Origin of the sequence: Klebsiella sp. LTGPAF-6F (assembly GCF_001753185.1) — a bacterium.
GTDB classification, from domain to species: Bacteria; Pseudomonadota; Gammaproteobacteria; order Enterobacterales; family Enterobacteriaceae; genus Klebsiella; species Klebsiella michiganensis.
On sequence record NZ_CP017450.1, the window covers coordinates 3,460,958 to 3,486,225 of the forward strand.

The following is a 25,268-nucleotide window of genomic DNA, read 5'->3' on the forward strand; positions in this document are numbered from 1 at the left end:
CCATAAATTTAAACCGCTAACGCGCTGTTAGCGGTTTTTTTTTACCCCTGGGCGGACTAACATACAGGAAACCGCAGCCACGAGGAGTTACCGATGAAACTGTTCTACAAATCCGGCGCTTGTTCTCTTGCTTCGCATATCGCGCTACGCGAAAGCGGGCTGGACTTCACCCTGCAGAGCGTTGACGTGATGAAGAAACGTCTCGAAAACGGGGATGATTATCTGCAGATCAACCCGAAGGGTCAGGTACCGGCGCTGCTGCTGGACGATGATGTGCTGCTGACGGAAGGCGTGGCCATTATGCAATATATCGCCGATCGCGTGCCGGACCGCCAGCTGCTGGCGCCGGTGGGAAGCATCACCCGCTATCAGACGCTGGAGTGGCTAAACTACGTTGCGACGGAGCTGCATAAAGGTTTTACCCCGCTGTTTCGCCCGGATACGCCGGAGGATTACAAACCTGTCGCTCGCGCGCTGCTGGACAAAAAAATGCAGTACGTGAACGAATGCCTGGAAGATAAAGAGTGGATTAACGGGCACCGTTTCACTATCGCCGATGGCTACCTGTTCACCGTACTGCGCTGGGCGTACGCCGTGAAGCTGGATATGGAAGGCTATAGCAATATTGCAGCCTGGATGAAGCGCGTTGCCGCCCGGCCTGCGGTTGCCGCCGCCCTTGAGGCTGAAGGGCTGAAGTGAAGCCGATGCTTGCCCGACGCAGGTCGGGCAAGTTGTTCTCACACCTCTTAAAGCTGCGTAGCGCTGAAGTAGTGCTCCGGCTGCGCGATGCGATCCTGAGCCGCCACAACCTGTAGTTCATACTCCTGCATATTTTTTGTCGCAAGCATGATTTCATACACCGCGGCGGTCACGTGCTCCAGCGCATCGCGCAGTCCCGCGCCCTGCAGCAGCTTAACCAGCAGCAGCCCGCTGGTGACATCGCCGACGCCCACCGGCTGGCGCATGCCAAAATCCACCAGCGGACGGCTGATATGCCAGGCTTCCTGCGCGGTGACCAGCAGCATTTCAAAACGATCCATACTCAGCCCGGCCCGCGAAAGATGCTTCACCAGCACCACTTCCGGCCCCTGTGCAATCAGCTCGCGCGCGGCCAGCACCGCTTCGTTAACGTTCGCCACCGGATGCCCGCAGAGGATCTCCAGCTCAACCAGGTTTGGCGCAATAATATCGCTCGCCGGCAGCGCATAGCGTACATGAAACTCCGCGACGCCGGGCGCTACGATACAGCCCTTTTCAGGGTGCCCCATGACCGGATCGCAGAAATATTTCGCGGCCGGATTGGCGCTTTTCACCTGACGCACGATGCCAAGAATATGTTCGCCCTGTTCCGCCGATCCCAGGTATCCGCTTAATACCGCGTCACAGCGCTGAAGCTGGTTAATATCGGCAATCCCCTGAACAATTTCCGTCAGATGCGCTGGCGGCATCACGCAGCCGGTCCACTTTCCGTATTGGGTATGGTTGGAGAATTGTACGGTATTAAGCGGCCAGACGTTGGCGCCAAGGCGGCGCATCGGAAATTCAGCGGCGCTGTTGCCCGCATGGCCAAACACAACGTGGGACTGGATGGCGAGGATATTCTTCATCTTGATTACCTGAGAGCAAAAAATAAGGGGCGCGGTTTCCCACGCCCCTGCCTTTACGCAATTACTTCCAGCAGACCAGACAGTAATTTTTCTTACCGCGACGCAGTAAGGTGTAGCGACCAAAGAGACGGTCGGCATCAACAAATGCGTATTCCGGGTCGGACTGTTTTTCGCCGTTGATGGTCACCGCATTGGATGCGATGGTTTTACGCGCCTGACCGCGGGACGGCTGCAGTTCAGAATCCACCAGCGCCTGCATCAGATCGGCGCCTTTATCCATTTCGATCATCGGCACGCCATCCTGCGCCAGCTGTTCGAAATCGGCTTCGCTCAAATCGCTCAGGTTACCGTTGAACAGGCTCTCGGTAATGCGTTTTGCCGCCACCAGACCTTCTTCACCGTGCACCAGGCGGGTCACCTGTTCGGCCAGCACATACTGGGCGCGCGGTGCTTTACCGCTGTTTTTGTCTTCTTCTTCCAGGGCATTGATTTCAGCCATGTCCATAAAAGTGAAGAACTTCAGGAAGCGATAAACGTCGGCATCCGCAGTGTTGATCCAGAACTGGTAGAACTTGTACGGACTGGTTTTCTTCGGATCCAGCCACACTGCGCCGCCTTCGGTTTTACCGAATTTCGTGCCGTCCGCCTTGGTGATCAGCGGAACGGTCAGGCCAAAGACCTGGTTCTGGTGCAGACGACGGGTCAGGTCGATACCGGAGGTAATGTTGCCCCACTGGTCAGAACCGCCGATTTGCAGCGCCACGCCGTGCAGCTTGTTCAGGCAGGCAAAGTCGTAACCCTGCAGCAGGTTGTAGGAGAACTCGGTAAAAGAGATGCCCTGGTCGTCGCGGTTCAGACGCTGCTTCACCGCTTCTTTGTTGATCATCTGGTTTACCGAGAAGTGCTTGCCGATATCACGCAGGAATGTCAGCACGTTCATGCTGCCAAACCAGTCGTAGTTGTTGGCGGCAATGGCAGAATTTTCACCGCAATCAAAGTCGAGGAAAGGCGCGACCTGTTTGCGAATTTTATCTACCCACTCCTGCACGGTATCTTCAGTGTTCAGTTTACGCTCCGCGGCTTTAAAGCTCGGGTCGCCAATCAGACCGGTCGCGCCGCCCACCAGGGCAACCGGTTTATGGCCGGCCATCTGGAAGCGTTTCAGGCATAACAATGGAACAAGATGCCCCAAATGCAAGCTGTCAGCGGTGGGATCGAAGCCGCAATAGAGCGCGATCGGGCCTTGCGCCAGTCGCTCTGCTAACGCTTCTTCGTCCGTCACCTGGGCTATCAGCCCCCGCTCCTGCAATTGTTTAATCAAGTTACTGCTTGCCATCAAATTCTCCATCTATAAAACGACTGCACCTCTGCCGGTACACGACTTTTCGCCAGACGCGAAAAAAATATCTACGCAAAATTATTCAAGCTGCGTCGCCGCGGCAAGCATGTGAAAGCCCGGGGAACTTACTCAGGTAAGCGACAGAGCCAGGCAGGCGCAGCTAACAAAGATGCAGCTTGAAAAATGAAGCGTATAGAATAAAGCGCCGGGCCACGATGCACCAGCGCTTAACACAACATTTTTGCGTCCTTTATGGCGCCAGTCGGTCGATTTGCCAGCCGCAGTTTTGCCGCTGGTAGAGAAAACGATCGTGCAGACGATGCTCGCCGCCCTGCCAGAACTCCATCTGTTCGATACTGACGCGGAATCCGCCCCAGAAGCTCGGCAGCGGCACTTCGCCCTGCTGGAATTTTTGCTTGAGCTCGAGGAACTTACTCTCAAGGATGCCGCGCGCCGAGATACGGCTGGACTGCTGCGACACCCATGCGCCAATCTGACTATCGCGCGGACGGCTATGGAAATATTTCACCACTTCCAGCGTTGAAAGGCGTTCCGCTTTACCGATAACCATCACCTGACGCTCCAGCATATGCCATGGGAAAAGCAGGCTGATGCGGGGATTTTTTTCAATCTGATGGGCTTTGCGGCTACCGAGGTTGGTATAGAACACCAGGCCTTTCTCATCGTAGTGCTTGAGCAACACGATGCGCTGGTAAGGCTGCGAGTTTTCATCGACGGTTGCGACAACCATCGCCGTTGGGTCGGCGAGCTTTGCGTCACAGGCCTGACGCAGCCAGCGCTCAAAGAGTGCCAGAGGTTCGGCGGGAAGATCGTGGCGGCGCAGGCCACCACGGGTATACTCACGGCGCAGGTGCGCGATTTGCTGCAATTCGTCGTTATCAGACATGGCAATTGAGAAAATAATCAAAGGGTAGCGTTATTGTGCGCCCCCATGGCTGAAATCTCAACGTTTGGCGGTTTGCAGCTGACAGTTTTCCAGCACGATACGGTCCCGTTTATAGACGGTGGCGCTATCGCCCTTCGACCAGAAAACGTAAACGCCATCGGTATAGCGCGCGCCAGAGGCGGAGAGCCCCTGCTGTAAATTGAGCTGCTGATTATCGTAAATAAAGCTGACCTGCTGGCGAGTATGATTGAGATGGACGGTCAACGGTTTCTGGTCACACTGATACTCGAGGGTGTCCGTATTCATCCGCTCGACAAACTGGTTGTAGTAGCTACAGCCCGCCAGCATAAAAGGTACAGCAAGAATAAGTATTTTTTTCATCAATTTGCCTTCGACTTTCCCGGTCCGGGAAGGCATAACGCCCTCCCTCAACGCTGTCCAGTTTACGAAGAAACCGGCGCGGGTGATTTCAGTTAACTCTGATTTTGCGGCGGATTGGCCGGAAAAATCGCGCCAAGCACGGAAGCTTGCGACGCGCCGGTCACGGAAGGGAGATTGCCGGGTAGTCCGGCAAGCGTCCGCCACGCCAGCCATGCGAAAGCCAGCGCCTCCATATCATCACCGCTGATCCCCGCCTCATCGGTCGTCGATACCTCGGTTCCCGGCAGCAGCGCCGCCAGACGGGCCATCAGAAGCGGATTGCGCGCCCCGCCGCCGCATACCAGCAGGCGTTCACATCCCCCGCTGAGCAGCACCTGTTCACTGATGCTGACGGCGGTCAGCTCCGCAAGGGTCGCCTGAACGTCCTGGGCGCGAAGCCCCGGATAACGCGCCAGATGCTGCGACAGCCAGCCGTAGTTAAAGTATTCACGACCGGTGCTCTTTGGCGCCGGCAGCGCAAACCACGGATCGCTTAGCATATCCTGCAGCAACGGCAGCACAATTTTACCATCGCTGGCCCACTGCGCGTCTTTATCGAAGGGTTTACCACGCTGACGCCAGACCCACGCATCCATCAGCATGTTGCCCGGGCCGGTGTCGTAGCCGCGCACCGGCAGACCTGGCGCCAGCAAAGAGAGGTTGGCGATCCCGCCAATATTGAGAACCATTCGACGCTCAACCGGGTGCGCCAGCAGCGCGTGGTGGAACGCCGGGACCAGCGGCGCGCCCTGCCCGCCGAGCGCCATATCGCGACGGCGAAAGTCCCCGACCACCGTCACGCCGGTATGCGCGGCAATCTGGTTATTGTCGCCAATCTGCAAAGTATGCGGCGCATCGCCTGCTGGCTCATGCCAGACCGTTTGGCCATGGCAGCCGATAGCGATGATGTCCGCCGCCTTGAGCTTTTCCTGAGCCATCAATGCCAGAACCGCATCGGCAAATAACCGTCCCAGGCGCGTATCGAGACGCCCCAGCTGCGAAAGAGTCAGCTGCTGCCCCTGGCAGATGGCCAGGATATCTTCTTTAATCGCGATGGGGATGGGATAGGTCAGGCTGGCCTGCTGGGCAACCAGATTTTCATTAATTGCTGCGAGAACAACATCAACACCATCAAGGCTGGTGCCGGACATAACGCCGATAAAGCGGCCTGATTTCATACGCTTTCCTTCATTCCATGACTCTCGTATATCCCCACACTCCATCATAAACGAGGGGGCAAAGCTACGCTGTTATAATACTTTTTAACAATACAAGCAGCGCTGCCGATTCTTAGGGTAAAGAACTTGTGTTTAGTTTAGGTTGAGACGACTCTGATTATTATTTTTTGTATAGTCGTTGCATCTGCTATGCCAGCAGACGCTTAAATGCCATATAATTGGCTACAAGGAAGTTCAACAGAACGCTTCTTGGTGAACAGGAGATTCATAAATGATTTTACGTGTTTTGGCTGTCTCGATGATTGGTTTTACGCTTGCAGGCTGCGTCAGCAGCAGCGGCCTGTCCGGCGATGTTTACTCCGCATCTGAAGCCAAACAGGTCCAGAGCGTGACCTACGGCACCATTGTGCATACCCGCGCGGTGCAGATTCAGGGCGGAGATGACAGCAACGCCATCGGCGCCATCGGCGGCGCGGTGCTCGGCGGCTTCCTCGGTAACACCATTGGCGGCGGCACGGGTCGCTCCCTGGCAACGGCGGCAGGCGCTGTCGCCGGCGGCGTAGCCGGTCAGGGCGTACAGGGCGCGATGAATAAAACTCAGGGCGTTGAGCTGGAAATCCGCAAAGATGACGGTAACACCATCATGGTAGTGCAAAAGCAAGGCAGCACGCCGTTCTCCGTCGGCCAGCGCGTAGCCATTGCCGGCAGCGGCAGCCAGGTGACGGTCTCCCCGCGCTAAATCTTCTCTCTGCGGCCCGGACGGGCCGCTTATTGATATAAAATACGTATTATTTCCTCAGCGTAAATAAATAATTCATATATATTTATATTTTTCTTTTATACATGCACTAATTTGCGCCCGCGCAATATTCCGCCCGCCACCATCAAGTATTCTCCAGCCAGTATTATTTAAAACATTGCGGCAATTCTGTCGTTTCACCTTCGCATTTTTCAGGGATGTTGACTATGCGCGTTAATATAAAAAGCTTACCCTACCGGATATTTATTTACGCTATCGCGTGCAGTCTTTCTATTGCTGTGGTTAATTTTATTACCACCTCATTAATTCATCGTATCTCTACAACATCATCCATGCTTTTCCCTGTGCTAACTATTTCACTGATGGGTTTTCATATTATGATTGCCTGCTTTATGGGCATGAAATATCTGTGTGATAAAAAACAGCTGTACCTGGCCCCGATAGCCTTCGCGTTTACCTGCTCGGCCCTGCTGATGCTGGGAACGATAGGCAGCTATCCCGACTGGCTGGTCTGTGCTCAGGGGCGCGAGATCAATCAAAATGACGCGCTGATTTTTTATTTTTTCCGCAACGTGATGATGGCTATTTTATTTATAACCTCAATTATTTTATATCGCATCCGACATATTACCGGCCACTCAAGAAAAATTCACGGTGCGGTGCTCAGTAGTTGTTTTATTTTTATCAGCGCAACGCTCATATTATCGTGGGTTCATTCAAGCAAATCGCCGTTGCTAAGCATTGAATTCATTGACAATCTAACCTATACCTTTACGCCACTATGGCATAATCGCATTGGCTGGCTATTAATTATCATATGGTCATTAACGCTGATTTTAATGATCGGCCTGACTCGGCTGCGTAATATATTCTGGTACAGCGGCGCCTTTTTTTGTACCGCCTATATCTTTACGCTGCTGGTGCTGCTCTCCACGGTTAGCGGTAACGCTCACTCCTGGAATCAGGCGCGGCTTTTTGAAACGCTTAGCACCCTGTTTCTGATTTTAATTCTGCTTGGTGACGTTTTTATACTCTATCGTGAATCAAACGAAAGATACGTCCGCTCTTACCAGAACTCGATTCGCGATCCCCTGACCCGGCTGTATAACCGCAGCTATTTCTATGACACCCTGACTCAGCGATTGTCGAAGGCTTCCGCTTCACAGCCGCTGTCGGTCATCGTCTGCGACCTCGATCGCTTTAAGCGCATCAACGACACCTACGGTCACGTGCAGGGAGATAAGGTGATTCAGTTTGCTGCCAGCGTGTTGCAGAACAACGTGCGCCAGGACGACGCTGCCGCGCGTATCGGCGGGGAAGAGTTTGCCCTGCTGCTGGTGAATATCGGCGCCAACGAAGCGCTGGCAATCGCCGAACGTATCCGCCTGTCGGTCAGCGAGAAGCAGGAGGGATTACCGGAGAGAATGACCATCAGTATGGGCGTGTTCACCACGCAGGATGCGCACGTTTCGGCAGAAGAGTGCGTTAAGCGCGCGGATACCGCGATGTATGAAGCGAAAAACAGCGGGCGTAACCGCGTAGTGGTCTGGCATGAATGAATAAAAAAGAGGCCTTGAGAGTCCTCAAGGCCTCGCTAAGGTCAATCTTTTGCCTGGAGATCGAGAATATTGTGTTCAAGTTTACGAATCAAATTAAGCAGCGTTTCCACCTCTTCCTTAGATACGCCGGCCAGAATCTCATCACGCGTTTTGCCGATAACCTCTTCCATTTCGTTGATCAGAGGCTCGGCTTTTTCGGTAAGCTTGATACGTTTTGCCCGCCGATCGTTAGCACAGGTCTGGCGAGAAATAAGCCCTTTCTCCTCCAGCTGGTCGAGCGTGCGAACCAGCGACGGCTGCTCAATACCAATGGCTTTCGCCAGCTGAATCTGCGACTGTTCAGGCGGCAGCTGGTGAATGTTATGCAGCGTGACCCAGTGCGTCTGCGTTAACTCCAGAGGTTTCAGGCGATGGTCGATTAGCGCGCGCCAGACGCGCACCAAACGTGCCAGATCAGAACCAAGTGGCGATTCCAATTTCATCTCCTTATAATTAGCTTGCTAAGTTATTATACTGATTTTAGAATAGTGTGCAGCATTTAAATTACCAAAACAAATGAATTACCCGATTCACTAAAATCAGAACAATGATTTACAATGTGAATAATCGCATAACCTGAACATTCTTCCTGCAACGGCAAAGGATTTTTGCTTGTGAAACTGAGTCTTAACACTGCCGGATTGTCGCTCCAGGACCTGGTGTTCGGCGCTTCTGTCTATTTCCCTCCCGTGTTTAAAGCCGTTTTGCTGGGCTTTTTTATCTGGTTGATTATCCACCGCCAGCTGCGGGACTGGATGTATGCAGGCGAGATTTGGCATCCCCTGCTAATGGACCTCTCCTTCTTTGCGCTCTCCGTCTGTCTGGCGCTGGTTTTACTGACTATCTGGTAATGTTCATTACATGAAGAAACTAAAATACTTATCCACGCTGCTGGTCGCCGCGCTGGCTATTATTGCCGCCTGGCTGGTCTGGAATTACTACACGCAATCACCGTGGACCCGCGACGGCAAGGTCCGCGCCGAGCAGGTTGGCGTCACACCCCAGGTTTCCGGCAGCATCCTGCAGCTCAACGTGCGCGACAACCAGCTGGTTAAAGCGGGAGACGTGCTGTTCAGAATCGATGACACGCCTTATAAAATCGCCCTGCTCAACGCCCGGGCGCAGCTTGCTAAAGCCAAAGCGGAAGTCGCCCGCGCGCAGGCAGAACAGAAAAAAGCCGCCAGCGATGCCAGCCGTCGGCGTCATCTATCACAGAACTTTATCTCGGCAGAAGATTTAGAAAACGCCAATACCGCGCTGAATACCGCCACGACCAACCTCGAAGCCGCTAAGGCCGTGGTTGGCGTGGCGCAGGCCACCCTCGATCATGCCCAATGGCAGCTCACGCAGACGGAAATAAAAGCGCCGGTCGACGGTTGGGTCACCAATCTCTCAACCCGGGTTGGCGACTACGCCGCCGTTGGCCACCCGGTTTTCGCCCTCGTGGATAGCCGCTCCTTCTACGTGGTGGGTTATTTTGAAGAAACGAAACTGCGCAATATCCGTCCCGGCGACAGCGCGCAGATCATTCTTTATAGCAGCAAGCAGAAGTTACAGGGTCACGTGAGCAGCATCGGACGCGCCATCGTCGACCAGAGCGTGGAGAGCGGCGGCGATCTGGTGGCGAACATTAAACCGAATATTCCGTGGGTCCGACTTGCCCAGCGCGTACCGGTGCGTATTGAGTTTGATCATTTGCCGCCGGATACCATCCTGGTCTCCGGTACCACCTGCACCGTAGCCATCGGCGCGCAATAATGAAGCTGCAGGCTCTGACGTGGCGCTCGCTCCCGTGGATTAAGGCCAGCCGTCCGCAGTGGCGCTATGCCTTGCGTAACGGGATTGCCATGTGCCTGGCGCTGAGCGTCGCCTACTGGCTGAATCTTGACGAACCCTACTGGGCGATGACCTCCGCCGCGGTGGTCAGCTTTCCCACCGTCGGCGGGGTGATCAGCAAAAGCTTCGGGCGTATTGCCGGCAGCCTGCTCGGCGCCTGCGCGGCGCTGCTGCTGGCCGGGCATACCCTCAACGATCCGTGGCTGTTTCTGTTCAGCATTTCGGCGTGGATAGCCCTCTGCACGTGGGCCTGCGCGATGTTTACCAATAACGTCGCCTACGCTTTCCAGCTTGCGGGCTACACCTGCGCGATTATCGCCTTCCCGGTTATCAATATCACCGACGCGAACGAACTGTGGACCATCGCCCAGTCGCGCGTCTGCGAAGTCATCGTCGGTATTTTGTGCGGCGGGCTGATGATGATGATCTTACCGAGCACCTCCGATGGCGCTACGCTGCTGACGGCGCTGAAAAACATGCATGCGCGCCTGCTGGAACACGCCAGCCTGCTGTGGGTGCCGGAAACGACCGATGCCATTCGCACCGCGCACGAGAGCGTGATCGGGCAAATCCTGACCATGAATCTGCTGCGCATTCAGGCCTTCTGGAGCCACTATCGCTTTCGTCGGCAAAACCCGCTGCTGAACTACCTGCTGCATCAACAGCTGCGAATGACCAGCGTGATTTCGAGCCTGCGGCGAATGCTGCTCAACTGGCCCACCGCGCCTGCCCGCACCCGCGAGATACTGGAGTCGTTGCTCAACGCGTTATCTCATGCCAACGCCGACGCCCTGAGCGTTGCCCGCATCATCGCTCCGCTGGCGCCCCCCGCGGACGCTGACTACCGGCATATCGCCTTCTGGAAGCGTCTGCGCTACTTCTGTCGTCTCTATCTGGTGAGCAGCCGCTGGCTCAGGCGCATCGAAAACGCCAGCGCGATAACGGAATTTAACGTACCTTCCGCGCCAGCGCTGGCTCGCCATACCGATCAGGCCGAAGCCTTATGGAACGGCGTACGCACCTTTTGCGCGCTGGTGATGGTCGGCGCCTGGGGAATTAGCACCCAATGGCAGGCCTGCGCCGCAGCCCTGACCCTGGCGGCGATCTGCTGCGTGCTCTATTCGGTCTCTCCTTCGCCGTTTAAGTCACTAACGCTGCTGATGCGTACCCTGATCCTGCTTTCACTCTTTAGCTTTGTGGTGAAGTTTGGCCTGATGGTGCAGATAACCGATTTATGGCAGTTCTTGCTGTTTCTGTTTCCCCTGCTGACCACCATGCAGCTGCTGAAACTCCAGATGCCTAAGCTCGCCGGACTGTGGGGGCAGCTGATTGTATTTATGGGGTCGTTTATTTCGGTGACCAACCCGCCGGTCTACGACTACGCGTCGTTTCTTAACGATAATCTGGGCAAAATCATCGGCGTCGGCCTTGCCTGGCTGGCGTTCGCCATCATCAGCCCGGGTTCAGACGCGCGTAAAAGCCGCCGTCATATCCGTGCGTTACGGCGTCACTTTGTCGACCAGCTAAGCCGCCGCCCGCAGCATAGCGAGCATGAATTTGAATCGCTGGTTTATCACCACATCAGCCAGCTCAGCAATAGCCAGGATGCGCTGGCGCGCCGCTGGCTGCTGCGCTGGGGCGTGGTTTTGCTCAACTGTTCCCACGTGGTGTGGCAGCTTCGCGAGTGGGAAACCCGTTCCGACCCGCTATCGCAGGTGCGCGATTTATGCATCAGCCTGCTGCGGGATGTGATGAGCGAGCGCGGGGTACAGCAGCGGCCACTCGCCTCGACGCTGCAGGAGCTGCAGCGCATCTGCGACGCGCTTAATCACCACCACCAGCCGGCAGCCAAAGAGCTGGCGGCGGTTATCTGGCGACTGTGGTGCGCGCTGTCGCAGCTGGAACAGGCGCCCATTGCCGGCACCTTAACGGAAAGAACTACTTAATCACGCCGCAGGCGAACCGCTCGCCGCCGCCGCCAAGGGGCTGCGGGCTATCGGACATATTGTCGCCCCCCACGTGAATCATCAGCGCCTTCCCTTTAACCTCATCCAGCGTTTTTAAGCGCGGCGCGACCACCGGCTGGGTTGCTTTACCGTCGTTATTGACCACCAGGAACGGCAGATCGCCGAGGTGACCGGCGCCGTCGGGACCTTCATGCTTACCGGTTTTTTGCGGATCGTAGTGCCCGCCTGCCGCGCCAGCGGCGACGGCTTTACCCTCTTTAATCGCGGGCTGGCAGCTGCCGTTGGCATGGATATGGAAGCCGTGCTCGCCGGGAGGTAGCGCCTTCAGGTCTGGCGTAAATTCCAGGCCTTTCGCGGTTTCGCTGATTTTAACGCTACCGATAGCCTGACCGACGCTCTGGCTGGTGACAAGATTGATATCGACGCTTTCACTGGCCGCCTGCGCGCCTGCGCACGCGGCCAGGGTAAGTATGGCGAGAATACATCGTTGCATAACACCTCCTTAATGGCTCTGTCGCTACTAAGTGTAGGCCATTGCGGAGGTGATGGGGTTTACGGAACGTCGTAACCTAACGCCGCTTTGCGGATACGGAACCACTGCTGGCGGGACATCTTCAGCTTTTCGGCCGCCACCGCGGAACGCACGCGCTCTATTTTCCCTGAGCCAATAATCGGCAACGGCTGCGACGGCAGGCGCAGGATCCAGGCATACACCACCTGCTCAATGCTCTCCGCATTCAGCTCCTGAGCAACGCGCGCCAGCTCATCGCGCAGCGGCAGGAAGCTGTCGTCGTTAAACAAACGACCGCCGCCGAGGCAGGACCATGCCATCGGGCGAATACGCAGCTGCTGAAGCTGATCCAGCGTACCGTCAAGCAGCAGCGGCTGATGAACCGGAGAAATTTCCACCTGGTTGGTCGCCAGGGTAAACGGCAGGCGCGACTGCAGCAGGGTAAACTGGGCGGGGGTAAAATTCGATACGCCGAAGTGACGAACCTTGCCGCTATGGTGAAGGGCCAGGAAGGCTTCCGCCACTTCATCCGCATCCATCAGCGGGTCCGGACGATGAATCAACAGCAGGTCAATATGGTCGGTGGCAAGGTTACGCAGTGACTGCTCCGCGCTGAGAACAATATGGTCGCGGTCGGTAATATAGTGACCGATGGTGTTTTCCGCCCGCGCTTTCGTGGCAATCCCGCACTTGGTGACAATTTCCATCCTGCTGCGCAGATGCGGCGCCAGCTTTAGCGCTTCGCCAAACGCCGCCTCGCAGCGATAGTCACCGTAAATATCGGCATGATCGATGGTGGTAATGCCCAGATCCAGGTGTTGCTCAACAAAGCCCACCAGCGCCTGAGCGGACATATTCCAGTCCATCAGACGCCAGTAGCCCATCACAAAACGAGAGAATTCCGGCCCCTGCGGAGCCATAGCAATACGCTGAACCATAACAGCTTCCTCAATAAAAAAGTGCCCTGAGTATACGCAATTTTAGGCTTAAAACAGTGAGGGTTGCTGCGGTTCTTCCGCACTATCCTGCTTAGCTGCGCGTAATTTGCGCAGTAGCCGCTGTCGGCACAGACGCAAAACATCCTGCTTTTGCGCATCGCTCATTTTCTGCCAGTTGAAACGCTCGTCGCGGCTACGCATACACCCCCGACAGTAGCCGCGCTCATCAGACTGACAAATCCCCCGGCACGGACTCTGTACCGGGAAGAATTCCAGTTGTTCAGCCACTTCGCCTCTCCTGCCGCTCATCTCTTTCTTTATTGAAGACGTTTCATCCGCCGTACGCAAATTTTGTTCATCAGCCTCTTCGCCAGGCGGCATTTTTAATTATGACTTGCATTAGACCAATCGGTCTATTACAGTGAGCGCCATGAACAAGCACAGTGAATGTAACACCCGCGAACATATCCTGGCCACCGGCGAGCAGCTCTGCATGCATCGAGGGTTTACCGGTATGGGTCTGAGCGAACTGCTGAAAACAGCGGAGGTGCCGAAAGGCTCTTTCTATCACTACTTTCGCTCTAAAGAAGCCTTTGGCGTTGCGCTGCTCGACCATCACTACGCCGGATATCTTCAGCGCCTGGTCGATCATTTTGACCACGGCGAGGGGAACTATCGCGATCGCCTCCTGGCCTACTATCAGCATACGCTGACGCAGTTTTGCCAGCAGGGCATCATCAGCGGCTGTCTGACGGTGAAGCTGTCGGCAGAGGTCTGCGATCTGTCGGAAGATATGCGCACCGCGATGGATAAAGGCGCCAGCCAGATCATCGTTCTCCTCGGCGATGCGCTGGAGAAAGGCCGTCAGGAGAGCAGCCTTGCGTTTGACGGCGACGCCTTAACGCTCTCGCAGGTGCTTTACTCCCTGTGGCTGGGGGCGAATCTGCAGGCTAAAATTACGCGTAGCGCAACGCCGCTGGAAAGCGCCCTTGCCCACGCCAAACGTATTATTGCTGCGCCTGCCGTTTAACAGGCGTTTTTATTTATCCCGTTTCAAGACGACCGGTCTACTCAGGAGTCATTATGTCAGAATCAAAGTTGTTTACCCCGTTGAAAGTGGGTGCGGTAACCGTACCGAATCGCGTGTTTATGGCTCCGCTGACGCGTCTGCGCAGCATTGAACCGGGCGATATTCCAACCCCGCTGATGGGCGAATACTACCGCCAGCGCGCCAGCTCCGGCCTGATTATTTCCGAAGCCACCCAGATCTCCGCTCAGGCTAAAGGCTACGCGGGCGCACCGGGCCTGCACAGCCCGGAGCAGATTGCCGCATGGAAAAAAATCACCGCCGGCGTACACGCGGAAAACGGGCGTATTGCCGTTCAGCTGTGGCACACCGGGCGCATTTCCCACAGCAGCATTCAGCCGGGTGGCGCCGCGCCGGTTGCGCCATCGGCCATTAGCGCGGGTACCCGTACCTCGCTGCGTGATGAAAACGGCCACGCTATTCGCGTAGACACCTCGATGCCGCGCGCGCTCGAAACCGCCGAGATCCCGGGGATCGTTGATGATTTCCGCCAGGCGGTAGGCAACGCCCGCGATGCCGACTTTGACCTTGTCGAACTGCACTCCGCGCACGGCTACCTGCTGCACCAGTTCCTTTCCCCTTCTTCCAACCATCGTACTGACCAGTACGGCGGCAGCGTGGAAAATCGCGCTCGCCTGGTGCTGGAAGTGGTTGATGCGGCGAGTAAAGAGTGGAGCGCCGACCGTATCGGGATTCGCGTCTCGCCTATCGGCAGCTTTCAGAACGTCGATAATGGCCCGAATGAAGAAGCCGACGCGCTCTATCTCATCGAAGCGCTGGCCAAACGCGGTATTGCTTACCTGCATATGTCCGAGCCGGACTGGGCTGGCGGCCAACCGTACAGCGATGAATTCCGTCAGAAAGTCCGCGACCGCTTCCCGGGCGCTATTATCGGCGCTGGCGCCTACACGGTGGAAAAGGCAAACGATCTGATCGGTAAAGGCCTGATCGATGCCGTGGCCTTCGGTCGCGACTATATTGCCAACCCGGATCTGGTCGCGCGCCTGCAGAAGAAGGCCGCGCTGAATCCGCAGCGTCCGGAAAGCTTCTACGGCGGCGGCGCGGAAGGTTATACCGATTACCCTACCCTGTAATCCCTCCATTGATAGCGGCGGGTTATCGCCGCTATACTCAACGCTCTGATGTATCAAAACAAACTGCATAGGGGACATTATGCGCTTACTTCACACCATGCTGCGCGTTGGCGACCTGCAACGTTCTATTGAGTTTTACACCAACGTGCTGGGCATGAAACTGCTGCGCACCAGCGAAAACACTGAGTATAAATATTCGCTGGCATTCGTGGGTTACGGCGAAGAGAGCGATACCGCCGTGATTGAGCTGACCTATAACTGGGGCGTTGATAAGTACGATCTCGGCAGCGCTTATGGCCATATCGCGCTCAGCGTTGAAAACGCGGCCGAAGCCTGCGAGCGTATCCGCCAGAACGGCGGCAACGTGACGCGTGAAGCCGGCCCGGTCAAAGGCGGCACCACCGTCATCGCCTTCGTCGAAGATCCGGATGGCTATAAAATTGAACTGATTGAAGAGAAAGACGCCGGAAAAGGCCTCGGCAACTAATCGGCTGCGGGCACCCGCGGTGCCTGCTGTTTTATCCCCTTCCTGCTGCAAGCCGCGGCAAAATTTGCCATAATGCGCGCTACTTTTTTCCAGCTAAGAGAATCTGATGTCCGAGAACGTTCAACTTAATGGTCTGTGCGACCGTTTTCGCGGTTTTTATCCTGTGGTAATCGATGTTGAAACCGCCGGATTTAATGCCAAAACCGACGCCCTGCTGGAGATCGCCGCTATTACGTTGAAAATGGATGAGGAAGGCTGGCTGATGCCGGACGAAACGCTGCATTTTCATGTTGAGCCTTTTGAAGGCGCCAACCTGCAGCCCGAAGCGCTGGCTTTTAACGGTATTAACCCTAACGATCCCGAGCGCGGCGCGGTGAGCGAATACGATGCGCTGCACGCGATTTTTAAAATGGTCCGCAAGGGAATGAAAGAGAGCGACTGCAGCCGCGCGATTATGGTCGCGCACAACGCCACGTTCGATCACAGCTTTACCATGGCGGCGGCAGAGCGGGCTGGCCTGAAACGTAACCCCTTTCATCCGTTCGTGACCTTCGATACCGCGGCTCTGAGCGGCCTGGCGCTGGGTCAAACGGTGCTGTCGAAAGCCTGTATTGCCGCGGGAATGGCATTTGATGGTACTCAAGCACACTCGGCGCTTTACGATACCCAGCAAACCGCCCAGCTGTTCTGCGAAATCGTCAACCGCTGGAAGCGCCTTGGCGGCTGGCCATTACCCGTGGCCGAAGAGTAAGCGATAAAAAAAGCGACTTCACCGGAAGTCGCTTTTTTATTGGCAGCCGAATTACTCTGCTTTCGGTTCGTCAGTCTTGTACTTCGCGGCCGTTTCTTTGATCAGCTGCTGCAGTTCGCCGCGCTGATACATTTCAATCACGATGTCACAGCCGCCGACCAGTTCACCGTCAACCCACAGCTGCGGGAAGGTCGGCCAGTTAGCGTATTTCGGCAGCTCTGCGCGGATGTCCGGATTTTGCAGGATATCGACGTAGGCAAAACGTTCGCCACAGGCGGAGAGCGCCTGAACGGCCTGAGCGGAGAAACCGCAGCTTGGCAGCTTCGGCGACCCTTTCATGTACAGCAGGATCGGGTTTTCAGCGATTTGACGTTGGATTTTTTCTAAAGTCGTGCTCATTGTCGTGCTTCCTTAAACTTCTTTACGGCAGTAATTTGTCATTGTAGCGCCCTGGGCGCAGGACCGATAATAACATTTTTTTCACTTGCCACATTTTATCTTCTGTCGGCATAAGTTGCCTTAAAAATATCATTTTATTGCTATACGCGGCAACGCATTGCGCGTTTTTCATGCGCGGGTACCGTTGACGGAAGCATTTTTTTGCAAATGTTAACCAAACGAGACGTTAGATACAAAAGAGTAGTAACTCTCCACGATTTTATGCTTTAGAATCGATGCGGTTTGTCATTCATCGTCAGGCATCTGTATATGTCTGTAATTTAATCAGGGGATTGCTCAGTGGCGCGTCTTAACAAAATCGCGATTTCGCTCTGTGCATTACTTTTCACATCTATTTCACTTACGCCGCTGGCGCATGCTTCCGGGCATACGCACGCTTCGGCCACGCCAAAAGCGCATCCGGCCAAGGGCACGACCGCAGAGCGTAAGAAAAAAGCAGCCAGTTCTAAAAGTAAAACCACCGCCAAAACCCCCAGCAAGAAAACGTCGACCGCCAGCCGCAGCAAATCAACCGCGTCACGCCAGACTGCCAGCGCCACAAAAAAATGCGTTCTGCGCAAAGGCTATAAAAAACTGTGCGCCAGTTCGACAAGGTCGATAGCGGAAAGCAAGATGGCAACCGCAAGCGTGCAGAAAAAGTGCGTGGTGCGTAAAGGCTATAAAACCCGCTGCAAACCGGTTGCCGACGAGCCGCAGCTGACCATCGCCGACGCGCATAAAGCTCGGGTACAAAAGGCGCAAAGCACCGCCATGTCCAAGCTGATGGATCAGATTGGCAAACCCTATCGCTGGGGCGGCACCTCTCCGCGTACCGGGTTTGATTGTAGCGGTCTGGTCTATTACGCCTATAAGGACCTGGTTAAAATTCACATTCCGCGCACCGCCAATGAGATGTATCACCTGCGCGACGCCCGTCCTGTGGATCGCGGTGAGCTGCAAAGCGGGGATCTCGTCTTCTTCCGCACCCGCGGGCGCGGCACTGCCGATCACGTCGGGGTTTACGTTGGCAACGGCAAATTTATCCAGTCTCCGCGTACCGGCCGCGACATTCAGATCACCTCATTAAGCGACGATTACTGGGTACGCCACTACGTGGGCGCACGTCGCGTCATGACGCCGAAAACCATTCGCTAATTGTGCCTTGTCGCTGCGGCGACAGGGTAACTCTCTCTTTTGCCACATCTTTTAATTTGCTACTATTATTACCCTGCGTAATACATGGTTATTACGCAGGCAAACTATAAAAAGGAGAGTAGCAATGTCGTTCGAATTACCTGCATTACCATATGCAAAAGACGCCCTGGCGCCGCACATTTCTGCAGAAACCCTGGAATACCACTACGGTAAACACCACCAGGCCTACGTCACCAACCTGAATAACCTGATCAAAGGCACCCCCTTTGAAGGCAAAACCCTGGAAGAGATCGTGCGTTCTTCCGATGGCGGCGTTTTTAACAACGCCGCTCAGGTCTGGAACCACACCTTCTACTGGAACTGCCTCGCGCCGAACGCCGGCGGCGAACCGCAAGGCGAACTGGCGGCGGCTATCGCTAAGTCCTTCGGCAGCTTCGCTGATTTCAAAGCCAAATTCACCGACGCAGCGGCAAAAAACTTCGGCGCAGGCTGGACCTGGCTGGTGAAAAACGCCGACGGTAGCCTGGCCATTGTCTCCACCAGCAACGCCGGTACGCCGCTGACCAGCGACGCGACTCCGCTGCTGACCGTGGATGTCTGGGAACACGCTTATTACATCGACTACCGTAACGCCCGTCCGAACTATCTGGAGCACTTCTGGGCGCTGGTAAACTGGAAGTTTGTTGCTGCTAATCTGGCTGCATAAAAGCAAACCGCAGAAGCCTTGCAGCTTCTGCGGTTATTGTATGACTTCACGCAATATTAACGGTTGGCGAACGCCTCTTCCGGCTGCGCCCGGCCGCTGAACAGCACCAGCAGTAGCGCCACGCCTGCGATAATCGCCCCCATCACCGGGACAAAGGCATAGCCCAGGCCGCCAGAGATGACCGCGCCGCCCGCCGCCGCGCCCAGCGCGTTTCCGAGGTTAAAAGCCCCAATATTGACCGATGATGACAGCCCCGGCGCTTCGTGGGCGACGCGCATCACGCGCATCTGCAAAGGCGGCACCACCGCAAAGGTCGCCGCGCCCCAGACCACCATACTGATTGCCGCGCCCACCTGCGATTGCGCCAGCAGCGGGATCGCCAGCATGATAACCATCAGCAGCAGCAGAAAGCCCTTCAGCGTCCCGCTAACGGAACGGTCGGCAAACTTACCGCCAAGGTAGTTACCCAGCGAGAAGCCGACGCCAATCAGAACCAGCATGGCGGTCACAAACAGCGGAGAGGCGTGGGTGATGGTATGCAAAACGGGAGAAATATAGGTATAAAGCGTGAACATCGCCCCTGCCCCCAGTACCGTCGTCAGCAGCGCCGACAGCACCTGCGGACGCATCAGCACGGAAAGCTCCTGCTTGACGTCAGGGCGCTCGCCGACGCTGCCCTTCGGTAGAGAAAACCACAGACCGATAATCGCAATCACGCCCAGCCCCGCCGTGGCAAGAAACGACATCCGCCAGCCGATGGTTTCGCCCAGCCAGGTCGCCGCGGGAACGCCGCCGATATTGGCTATCGTCAGCCCCATAAACATCGTCGCCACGGCGCTGGCCTGTTTGTGTTTTGGCACAACGCTCGCCGCCACCACCGAACCCAGGCCGAAGAAGGCGCCGTGGTTAAGGCTGGTAATAATGCGCGACAGCAGCAGCGTGGTGTAATCCGGAGCAATGGAAGAGAGTACGTTACCGAGGGTAAAAATCGCCATCAGGAAGATCAGCGCATTTCTGCGCGCGCGGTGGGAGAGCAGCAGAGTCATCAGCGGCGCGCCGACCATCACGCCGATGGCATAGGCGCTAATCAGCATTCCCGCCGCCGGAATCGAAACGTCCACGCCTTTAGCGATAACCGGTAATAGCCCCATCGGGGAGAACTCGGTTGTGCCGATACCAAAGGCACCGATCGCCAGCGCGAGCAGGGGAAAATTGATTTTCATGCAGGGACTCCATCAGGCCGCCTTCCGCGACGGCATCTCATCAGAAGTCAAAAGCATGACATCAATCACAGAAAAACAAAAGTGAACGAAATGGCAAAAGATTTTTGCGAAAATGATAATAATGGCGGAGAGAAAGGGAGAGCGGCCCCTCCCTTATCGCATAATTAGTGCAGTACGGCGGTCAAGCCTGCGGCAACAATCAAACCAAGAACAATAATCGTTGTCGTCAGCGAAAACTTTAAATTTGTATCCATCAATTTTTCCCCCTGATTATCCCCACATGAAAAGTGAGCTTGCTCATTTTTACACAGAATAGCGTAAAAATCTTCCGAGATTTAGAGTGATGCACATTTTTGCTCTTCCCCTTTGCCCCAAGATCGGACAAAATCCCACGCTAATTTGAAAGCGTATCGGCCATTGACCCCTTCCTGTCGTTCTGTGTCGTTTTCCCGACGTGATGCCATGCTCAATTTTGGCGCCAGGGTGTGTACAGGCAAACGTTTACGTACCGATAAACAGACGATCAGGTCAAGGTCTGGAGTGAGAAGTAATGGCAACTATTAAAGATGTAGCGAAGCGCGCAAACGTTTCCACTACAACAGTGTCACATGTGATTAACAAAACCCGATTCGTTGCGGAAGAGACGCGCAATGCGGTGTGGGCGGCAATAAAAGAACTGCATTACTCCCCCAGCGCCGTTGCCCGCAGCCTGAAGGTCAATCACACCAAATCTATTGGTCTGCTGGCAACCAGCAGCGAAGCGGCCTATTTCGCTGAGATTATCGAAGCCGTCGAGAAGAGCTGCTTCCAGAAGGGCTACACCCTGATCCTCGGCAACGCGTGGAACGACCCTGAGAAACAGCGCGCCTATCTGTCAATGATGGCGCAGAAACGCGTAGACGGCCTGCTGGTGATGTGCTCCGAGTATCCGGAGTCGGTGTTAAGCATGCTGGAAGAGTATCGCCATATTCCGATGGTAGTGATGGACTGGGGCGAGGCAAAAGCCGACTTCACCGACTCGGTTGTCGATAACGCCTTTGAAGGCGGCTATATCGCCGGGCGCTACCTTATTGAGCGCGGGCATCGCGATATCGGCGTGATCCCCGGCCCGCTGGAGCGTAACACCGGCGCAGGCCGGCTGGCAGGTTTTATGAAAGCGATGGAAGAGGCGCAGATTAGCGTTCCGGAAAACTGGATTGTGCAGGGTGATTTTGAGCCGGAATCCGGCTATCGCGCCATGCAGCAGATTCTCGGCCAGCACCCTCGCCCAACGGCCATCTTCTGCGGCGGGGATATTATGGCGATGGGCGCCATCTGCGCGGCGGATGAAATGGGTCTGCGCGTGCCGCAGGATATTTCGCTGATCGGTTATGATAACGTGCGCAACGCCCGCTACTTTAGCCCGGCGCTGACCACCATTCATCAGCCTAAAGACTCTCTTGGCGAAGCGGCGTTTAACATGCTGCTGGACCGCATCGTTAATAAGCGTGAAATCTCGCAGTCGATTGAAGTCCACCCTCGCCTGGTCGAGCGCCGTTCCGTGGCCGACGGCCCGTTTGTCGATTATCGCCGTTAACCTTTCCCGCGGCGTCGGTCATTCCGGCGCCCGCAGCCACTCCCGGTTTAGCGTTTCGCTATCGCCAAGGTAATCCAGCAGCCATAGCAGCGCCGGCGAGGCATCGCTTTGCTGCCACGTCAGGCAGCATGCGGCGTCCGGGAAGGGGTTCTCCAGCTCCAGCGCCGTCCATGCGCCGCTATCAAGCCACGGGCGCGCTAAATGCCCGGGTACCATACCGACGCACAGTCCGGCGGAGAGACAGGTTTCTGAGGCATCCCAGTCCGGCACCACCACCCTCTTCTGGTTATCCAGCAGCCAGGTGGTCCGCTTCGGCAGCGAGCGCGAGGTATCCTCCCTGACCAGCGACGGCCAGTTGCGCAGGACGTCATCGCTCAGAGGCCCGGCCATTTGGGCCAGCGGATGGTGGCTCGCGACGACGCAGTCCCAGCTCAGCATTCCCATATCGCGAAAGGCGTAGCGGCCTCCTACCGGAATTGAGCGCGTCGCGCCGATGGCCAGCTCCACGCGACCGTCGGCGAGCGCATCCCAGACGCCGTTGAACACCTCCTGAAAAACAATCAGTTCGACGTCATCAAAATGACGATAGAAATCAACGATCATCTGCCGCATGCGCGTGGGTTTAACGATATTATCCACCGCAATAGAGAGCTGCCCGCGCCAGCCGTTGGCTATCTGCTGGCACTGCTGGCGGGTGATCTGCATTTTTTTGATAACAGAACGCCCCTCCTGTAAAAACCAGACGCCGGCCGGCGTTAATTCCACATCACGATGACGGCGTTCGAACAGCGGTACCGCCAGCCACTCCTCCAGCTGACGCACGGTATAGCTGACGGCCGAGGGTACGCGGTGCAGTTCCTGCGCTGCGGCGCTAAAGCTGCCGTTACGGGCGACAGCATCGACAACTTCAAGCGAGTATTCGGACCACATTTTCTGCCTGCAAAATTTTTGAATTCACCTGACAAATATTAGCGTTTCACAAGCCTTAATGCACTCCCTACACTCTGCGCCATCGTACCTGCAACAATAAAAAGAGAAGATGATGCAACAACCTGGGAAAGGATTTTTAGTCTGGCTGGCAGGACTCAGCGTACTGGGCTTTCTGGCGACCGATATGTATCTTCCGGCTTTCGCCGCCATGCAACAAGATTTGAACACTTCTGCGGCCTCCGTCAGCGCTAGCCTGAGCCTGTTCCTGGCAGGCTTTGCGCTGGGCCAGCTTTTCTGGGGGCCCCTTTCCGATCGCTATGGCCGCAAACCGGTGCTGTTGAGCGGGCTGGCCATTTTTGCTATCGGCTGTCTGGGGATGCTGTGGGTTCGCGATGCCAACCTGATGCTCGCGCTGCGATTTATTCAGGCCCTGGGGGTTTGCGCCGCCGCGGTGACCTGGCAGGCGATGGTCACCGATTATTATCCAGCGCAAAGAACCAACCGGATTTTCGCCGCCATTATGCCGCTGGTCGGTTTATCGCCGGCGCTGGCGCCGCTGCTCGGCAGCTGGCTGCTGGTCCATTTTGAATGGCAGGCTATTTTTGCCGTGCTGTTCGCGATTACCCTGCTGCTGCTGATGCCCGCCCTGCGCCTGAAGCCAGCGAACAAACCGGTTGCCAGCGCCCAGCAGAAGCTCACGTTTCTCACCCTGCTGCGCTCGCGCGAGTATAGCGGTAACGTGCTCATCTACGCCGCCTGTTCCGCCAGCTTTTTTGCCTGGCTGACGGGGTCGCCGTTTATTCTTCATGAAATGGGCTATGGCCCGACCGTTATCGGCCTGAGCTACGTTCCGCAAACTATCGCGTTTCTGGTGGGCGGTTATGGCTGCCGCGCGGCGCTGCAAAAATGGCAGGGCCAGCAAATTCTGCCCTGGCTGCTGACGATTTTCGCCCTCAGCGTCGCCGCCACCTGGCTGGTAGGCCTGCGGGAAAACGCCACGCTCGTTGGTTTGATGATTCCGTTCTGCGCCATGGCGGTGGTGAATGGCGGTATTTACCCTATCGTCGTCGCGCAGGCCCTGAAGCCATTCCCGCAGGCGACCGGTCGCGCCGCTGCGCTGCAAAACACCCTGCAGCTTGGCCTCTGTTTCCTTACCAGCCTGCTGGTCTCGACGCTGATTGCCACCCCGCTGCAAACGACCACCAGCGTGATGCTGGTCTCCATCGTGCTGGCCGGGATGGGCTACCGCATGCAGCACAAAGCCGCGCATCTGGAAACAAAATCGTCACATGCTTAAGGTAATGTGCTGATAGTGCTAAGATCCAGTAATTAGCTTGCTAAGATATTTTTGTTGAAAGCCTGTTTTTAGCGGCCTATACTGGATCCGGCGTCACATAAATAGAAAACTAATTGATTTTAACGGGAGCAGGATGCATCCCGTTTCACCATGGAAGGCCTTTCGGCAAGGGTTACCTCCCTTCCTCTGTTCTACGTCGGATAGCAGCCTCACGGATTATCCGTGAGATTTCTCACAAAGCCAAAAAAGCGTCTACGCTGTTTTAAGGTTCTGATCACTTGGGCGTGATGGAGAAGCTATGAGTTCATCGTGTATAGAAGAAGTAAGTGTACCAAATGATGACTGGTACCGAATTGCAGCTGAATTATTAGGCCGTGCGGGCATTGAAATTAATGGTCCTGCTCCCTCCGACCTGCGAATTAAAAACCCTCTCTTTTTTAAGCGCGTTTTACAGGAAGGGTCGCTGGGGTTAGGCGAGAGCTATATGGACGGCTGGTGGGATTGTGAGCGGCTGGATATATTTTTCCATAAAGTTTTACGCGCCGGTCTGGAAAATCAGCTTCCCCATCATTTCAAAGATACCTTGCGTATCGCCAGCGCACGCTTATTCAATCTGCAAAGTAAAAAACGATCCTGGATTGTCGGTAAAGAGCATTACGATTTAGGTAACGATCTGTTCAGCCGCATGCTCGACCCCTATATGCAGTACTCTTGCGCTTACTGGAAAGACGCGCAGACTCTCGATGACGCGCAGCAGGCAAAATTAGATCTGATCTGCCGTAAACTTGAGCTTGAGCCAGGGATGCGGGTGCTGGATATCGGCTGCGGCTGGGGCGGGCTGGCTTACTACATGGCCAAACATTACCAGGTCAGCGTGGTTGGCGTGACCATCTCGGCAGAGCAGCAGAAAATGGCGCAGCAGCGCTGCGCGGACCTCGACGTCACCATCCTGCTCCAGGACTATCGCGACCTGCACGAAAGCTTCGATCGTATTGTTTCCGTCGGCATGTTCGAACATGTCGGGCCTAAAAATTACGCCACCTATTTTGATGTGGTCGATCGTAATCTGAAACCCGACGGTCGTTTCCTGCTGCATACCATCGGTTCGAAAAAAACCGATCATAGCGTTGACCCGTGGATTAACAAATATATCTTCCCTAACGGCTGCCTGCCGTCGGTGCGCCATATTGCCGAAGCCAGCGAATCGCATTTCGTTATGGAAGACTGGCATAATTTTGGTGCCGACTACGACACGACGCTGATGGCCTGGTATGAGCGCTTCCTCACCAGCTGGCCGGAAATCGCCGACAACTACTCGGAACGCTTCAAACGTATGTTTAGCTATTATCTGAATGCCTGCGCTGGCGCTTTCCGCGCGCGCGATATTCAGCTCTGGCAGGTGGTTTTTTCTCGCGGGGCCGAACACGGCCTGCGCGTGGCCCGCTAAAAATATCCCCCGCGTC

The 25,268-nt window shown here is 55.7% G+C and carries 28 protein-coding genes; 15 read left to right on the forward strand and 13 right to left on the reverse strand.

The genetic code is table 11. The annotated features are described in order from the left end of the window. Nucleotides 1-93: 93 nt before the first annotated feature. Entirely contained in the window at nt 94-699 is a 606-nt protein-coding gene (gene gstA, locus BJF97_RS16170; RefSeq protein ID WP_032692907.1) for a glutathione transferase GstA, read from the forward strand. Nucleotides 700-746: 47 nt separating this feature from the next. Here gstA and pdxY read toward each other — a convergent pair whose 3' ends face one another. The 5 genes from pdxY to anmK form a co-directional block, all read right to left on the reverse strand. Beyond that, nucleotides 747-1,607 carry a pyridoxal kinase PdxY gene (gene pdxY, locus BJF97_RS16175; protein WP_009654806.1) on the reverse strand — a complete coding sequence of 287 codons (861 nt, stop codon included), beginning with the start codon at nt 1,605-1,607 and terminating at the stop codon, nt 747-749. Between the two features lie 61 nt (nt 1,608-1,668). Then, nucleotides 1,669-2,943 (reverse strand): tyrosine--tRNA ligase, encoded by a 1,275-nt coding sequence (gene tyrS, locus BJF97_RS16180; protein ID WP_032692908.1) that lies wholly within the window; start codon nt 2,941-2,943, stop codon nt 1,669-1,671. 253 nt (nt 2,944-3,196) lie between these two features. Continuing rightward, entirely contained in the window at nt 3,197-3,853 is a 657-nt protein-coding gene (gene pdxH, locus BJF97_RS16185; RefSeq protein ID WP_032692936.1) for a pyridoxamine 5'-phosphate oxidase, read from the reverse strand. Nucleotides 3,854-3,910: 57 nt separating this feature from the next. Further along, on the reverse strand, nt 3,911-4,234 hold the full coding sequence (gene mliC, locus BJF97_RS16190; RefSeq protein ID WP_014229593.1) for a C-type lysozyme inhibitor: 324 nt from the start codon (nt 4,232-4,234) through the stop codon (nt 3,911-3,913). Nucleotides 4,235-4,326: 92 nt separating this feature from the next. Further along, on the reverse strand, nt 4,327-5,451 hold the full coding sequence (gene anmK, locus BJF97_RS16195) for an anhydro-N-acetylmuramic acid kinase (RefSeq protein WP_032692909.1): 1,125 nt from the start codon (nt 5,449-5,451) through the stop codon (nt 4,327-4,329). Nucleotides 5,452-5,722: 271 nt separating this feature from the next. Between anmK and slyB the strand changes: the two genes are divergently transcribed. Continuing rightward, the gene (slyB, locus tag BJF97_RS16200) at nt 5,723-6,190 is read left to right on the forward strand and encodes an outer membrane lipoprotein SlyB (RefSeq protein ID WP_004851450.1); all 468 of its coding nucleotides are present in this window, start codon (nt 5,723-5,725) and stop codon (nt 6,188-6,190) included. Nucleotides 6,191-6,417: 227 nt separating this feature from the next. After that, nucleotides 6,418-7,770 carry a sensor domain-containing diguanylate cyclase gene (locus BJF97_RS16205; protein WP_032692910.1) on the forward strand — a complete coding sequence of 451 codons (1,353 nt, stop codon included), beginning with the start codon at nt 6,418-6,420 and terminating at the stop codon, nt 7,768-7,770. A 41-nt stretch (nt 7,771-7,811) separates the two neighbouring features. On the opposite strand, the gene slyA is transcribed toward BJF97_RS16205, so the two are convergent. Continuing rightward, nucleotides 7,812-8,252 (reverse strand): transcriptional regulator SlyA, encoded by a 441-nt coding sequence (slyA, locus tag BJF97_RS16210; RefSeq protein ID WP_016810099.1) that lies wholly within the window; start codon nt 8,250-8,252, stop codon nt 7,812-7,814. A 171-nt stretch (nt 8,253-8,423) separates the two neighbouring features. Between slyA and BJF97_RS16215 the strand changes: the two genes are divergently transcribed. The 3 genes from BJF97_RS16215 to BJF97_RS16225 are packed head-to-tail and all read left to right on the forward strand — an operon-like array spanning nt 8,424 to nt 11,591. Beyond that, nucleotides 8,424-8,660, forward strand: coding sequence for a DUF1656 domain-containing protein (locus BJF97_RS16215; RefSeq protein ID WP_004851455.1), 237 nt, complete (start codon nt 8,424-8,426; stop codon nt 8,658-8,660). 10 nt (nt 8,661-8,670) lie between these two features. Next, nucleotides 8,671-9,567, forward strand: a complete 897-nt coding sequence (locus BJF97_RS16220) for an efflux RND transporter periplasmic adaptor subunit (RefSeq protein ID WP_014229597.1) — start codon at nt 8,671-8,673, stop codon at nt 9,565-9,567. Beyond that, nucleotides 9,567-11,591: an FUSC family protein gene (locus tag BJF97_RS16225; protein ID WP_014229598.1), complete on the forward strand. Its 2,025-nt coding sequence runs from the start codon at nt 9,567-9,569 to the stop codon at nt 11,589-11,591. Before BJF97_RS16220 ends, BJF97_RS16225 begins: the two co-directional genes overlap by 1 nt. Here the strand turns inward: BJF97_RS16225 and sodC are convergent. Genes sodC through BJF97_RS16240 form a run of 3 tightly spaced genes read right to left on the reverse strand, consistent with a single transcriptional unit; the run spans nt 11,584 to nt 13,370 of the window. Beyond that, nucleotides 11,584-12,105 (reverse strand): superoxide dismutase [Cu-Zn] SodC, encoded by a 522-nt coding sequence (sodC, locus tag BJF97_RS16230; RefSeq protein WP_004119475.1) that lies wholly within the window; start codon nt 12,103-12,105, stop codon nt 11,584-11,586. The two genes, BJF97_RS16225 and sodC, sit on opposite strands and share 8 nt — an antisense overlap. Before the next feature lie 59 nt (nt 12,106-12,164). Continuing rightward, on the reverse strand, nt 12,165-13,061 hold the full coding sequence (locus BJF97_RS16235) for an aldo/keto reductase (protein WP_014838670.1): 897 nt from the start codon (nt 13,059-13,061) through the stop codon (nt 12,165-12,167). 48 nt (nt 13,062-13,109) lie between these two features. Next, nucleotides 13,110-13,370: a DUF1289 domain-containing protein gene (locus BJF97_RS16240; RefSeq protein ID WP_162140793.1), complete on the reverse strand. Its 261-nt coding sequence runs from the start codon at nt 13,368-13,370 to the stop codon at nt 13,110-13,112. Between the two features lie 121 nt (nt 13,371-13,491). Here BJF97_RS16240 and BJF97_RS16245 point away from each other — a divergent pair, with 121 nt between their 5' ends. From BJF97_RS16245 to rnt, 4 genes are all read left to right on the forward strand, one after another. Further along, the gene (locus BJF97_RS16245) at nt 13,492-14,091 is read left to right on the forward strand and encodes a TetR/AcrR family transcriptional regulator (protein ID WP_014838672.1); all 600 of its coding nucleotides are present in this window, start codon (nt 13,492-13,494) and stop codon (nt 14,089-14,091) included. A gap of 53 nt (nt 14,092-14,144) precedes the next feature. Next, nucleotides 14,145-15,242: an alkene reductase gene (locus BJF97_RS16250; RefSeq protein WP_032692911.1), complete on the forward strand. Its 1,098-nt coding sequence runs from the start codon at nt 14,145-14,147 to the stop codon at nt 15,240-15,242. A 79-nt stretch (nt 15,243-15,321) separates the two neighbouring features. Continuing rightward, nucleotides 15,322-15,729, forward strand: a complete 408-nt coding sequence (gene gloA, locus BJF97_RS16255) for a lactoylglutathione lyase (protein WP_004119471.1) — start codon at nt 15,322-15,324, stop codon at nt 15,727-15,729. Nucleotides 15,730-15,835: 106 nt separating this feature from the next. Further along, nucleotides 15,836-16,480 carry a ribonuclease T gene (gene rnt / locus BJF97_RS16260; protein WP_014229602.1) on the forward strand — a complete coding sequence of 215 codons (645 nt, stop codon included), beginning with the start codon at nt 15,836-15,838 and terminating at the stop codon, nt 16,478-16,480. Nucleotides 16,481-16,531: 51 nt separating this feature from the next. Here the strand turns inward: rnt and grxD are convergent, their stop codons facing one another. Beyond that, nucleotides 16,532-16,879, reverse strand: a complete 348-nt coding sequence (grxD, locus tag BJF97_RS16265; RefSeq protein ID WP_004102692.1) for a monothiol glutaredoxin 4 — start codon at nt 16,877-16,879, stop codon at nt 16,532-16,534. A gap of 339 nt (nt 16,880-17,218) precedes the next feature. On the opposite strand from grxD, the gene BJF97_RS16270 reads away from it, so the two are divergent. Beyond that, complete coding sequence (locus tag BJF97_RS16270; protein ID WP_014229604.1) at nt 17,219-18,073, forward strand: C40 family peptidase; 855 nt, start codon at nt 17,219-17,221, stop codon at nt 18,071-18,073. Nucleotides 18,074-18,197: 124 nt separating this feature from the next. Further along, nucleotides 18,198-18,779 carry a superoxide dismutase [Fe] gene (sodB, locus tag BJF97_RS16275; protein WP_014229605.1) on the forward strand — a complete coding sequence of 194 codons (582 nt, stop codon included), beginning with the start codon at nt 18,198-18,200 and terminating at the stop codon, nt 18,777-18,779. Between the two features lie 56 nt (nt 18,780-18,835). Here sodB and BJF97_RS16280 read toward each other — a convergent pair whose 3' ends face one another. After that, nucleotides 18,836-20,002 (reverse strand): MFS transporter, encoded by a 1,167-nt coding sequence (locus BJF97_RS16280; RefSeq protein WP_032692912.1) that lies wholly within the window; start codon nt 20,000-20,002, stop codon nt 18,836-18,838. Between the two features lie 164 nt (nt 20,003-20,166). Beyond that, the gene (gene cydH / locus BJF97_RS34220) at nt 20,167-20,256 is read right to left on the reverse strand and encodes a cytochrome bd-I oxidase subunit CydH (RefSeq protein WP_049082851.1); all 90 of its coding nucleotides are present in this window, start codon (nt 20,254-20,256) and stop codon (nt 20,167-20,169) included. 296 nt (nt 20,257-20,552) lie between these two features. Here cydH and purR point away from each other — a divergent pair, with 296 nt between their 5' ends. Beyond that, entirely contained in the window at nt 20,553-21,578 is a 1,026-nt protein-coding gene (gene purR, locus BJF97_RS16285; RefSeq protein WP_004851481.1) for an HTH-type transcriptional repressor PurR, read from the forward strand. A gap of 18 nt (nt 21,579-21,596) precedes the next feature. On the opposite strand, the gene punR is transcribed toward purR, so the two are convergent. Then, complete coding sequence (gene punR / locus BJF97_RS16290; protein WP_014229606.1) at nt 21,597-22,508, reverse strand: DNA-binding transcriptional activator PunR; 912 nt, start codon at nt 22,506-22,508, stop codon at nt 21,597-21,599. Between the two features lie 112 nt (nt 22,509-22,620). Here punR and punC point away from each other — a divergent pair, with 112 nt between their 5' ends. Continuing rightward, the gene (gene punC, locus BJF97_RS16295; RefSeq protein WP_032692914.1) at nt 22,621-23,805 is read left to right on the forward strand and encodes a purine nucleoside transporter PunC; all 1,185 of its coding nucleotides are present in this window, start codon (nt 22,621-22,623) and stop codon (nt 23,803-23,805) included. A 298-nt stretch (nt 23,806-24,103) separates the two neighbouring features. Next, complete coding sequence (gene cfa / locus BJF97_RS16300; protein ID WP_014229608.1) at nt 24,104-25,252, forward strand: cyclopropane fatty acyl phospholipid synthase; 1,149 nt, start codon at nt 24,104-24,106, stop codon at nt 25,250-25,252. The last annotated feature ends 16 nt before the right edge of the window (nt 25,253-25,268 follow it).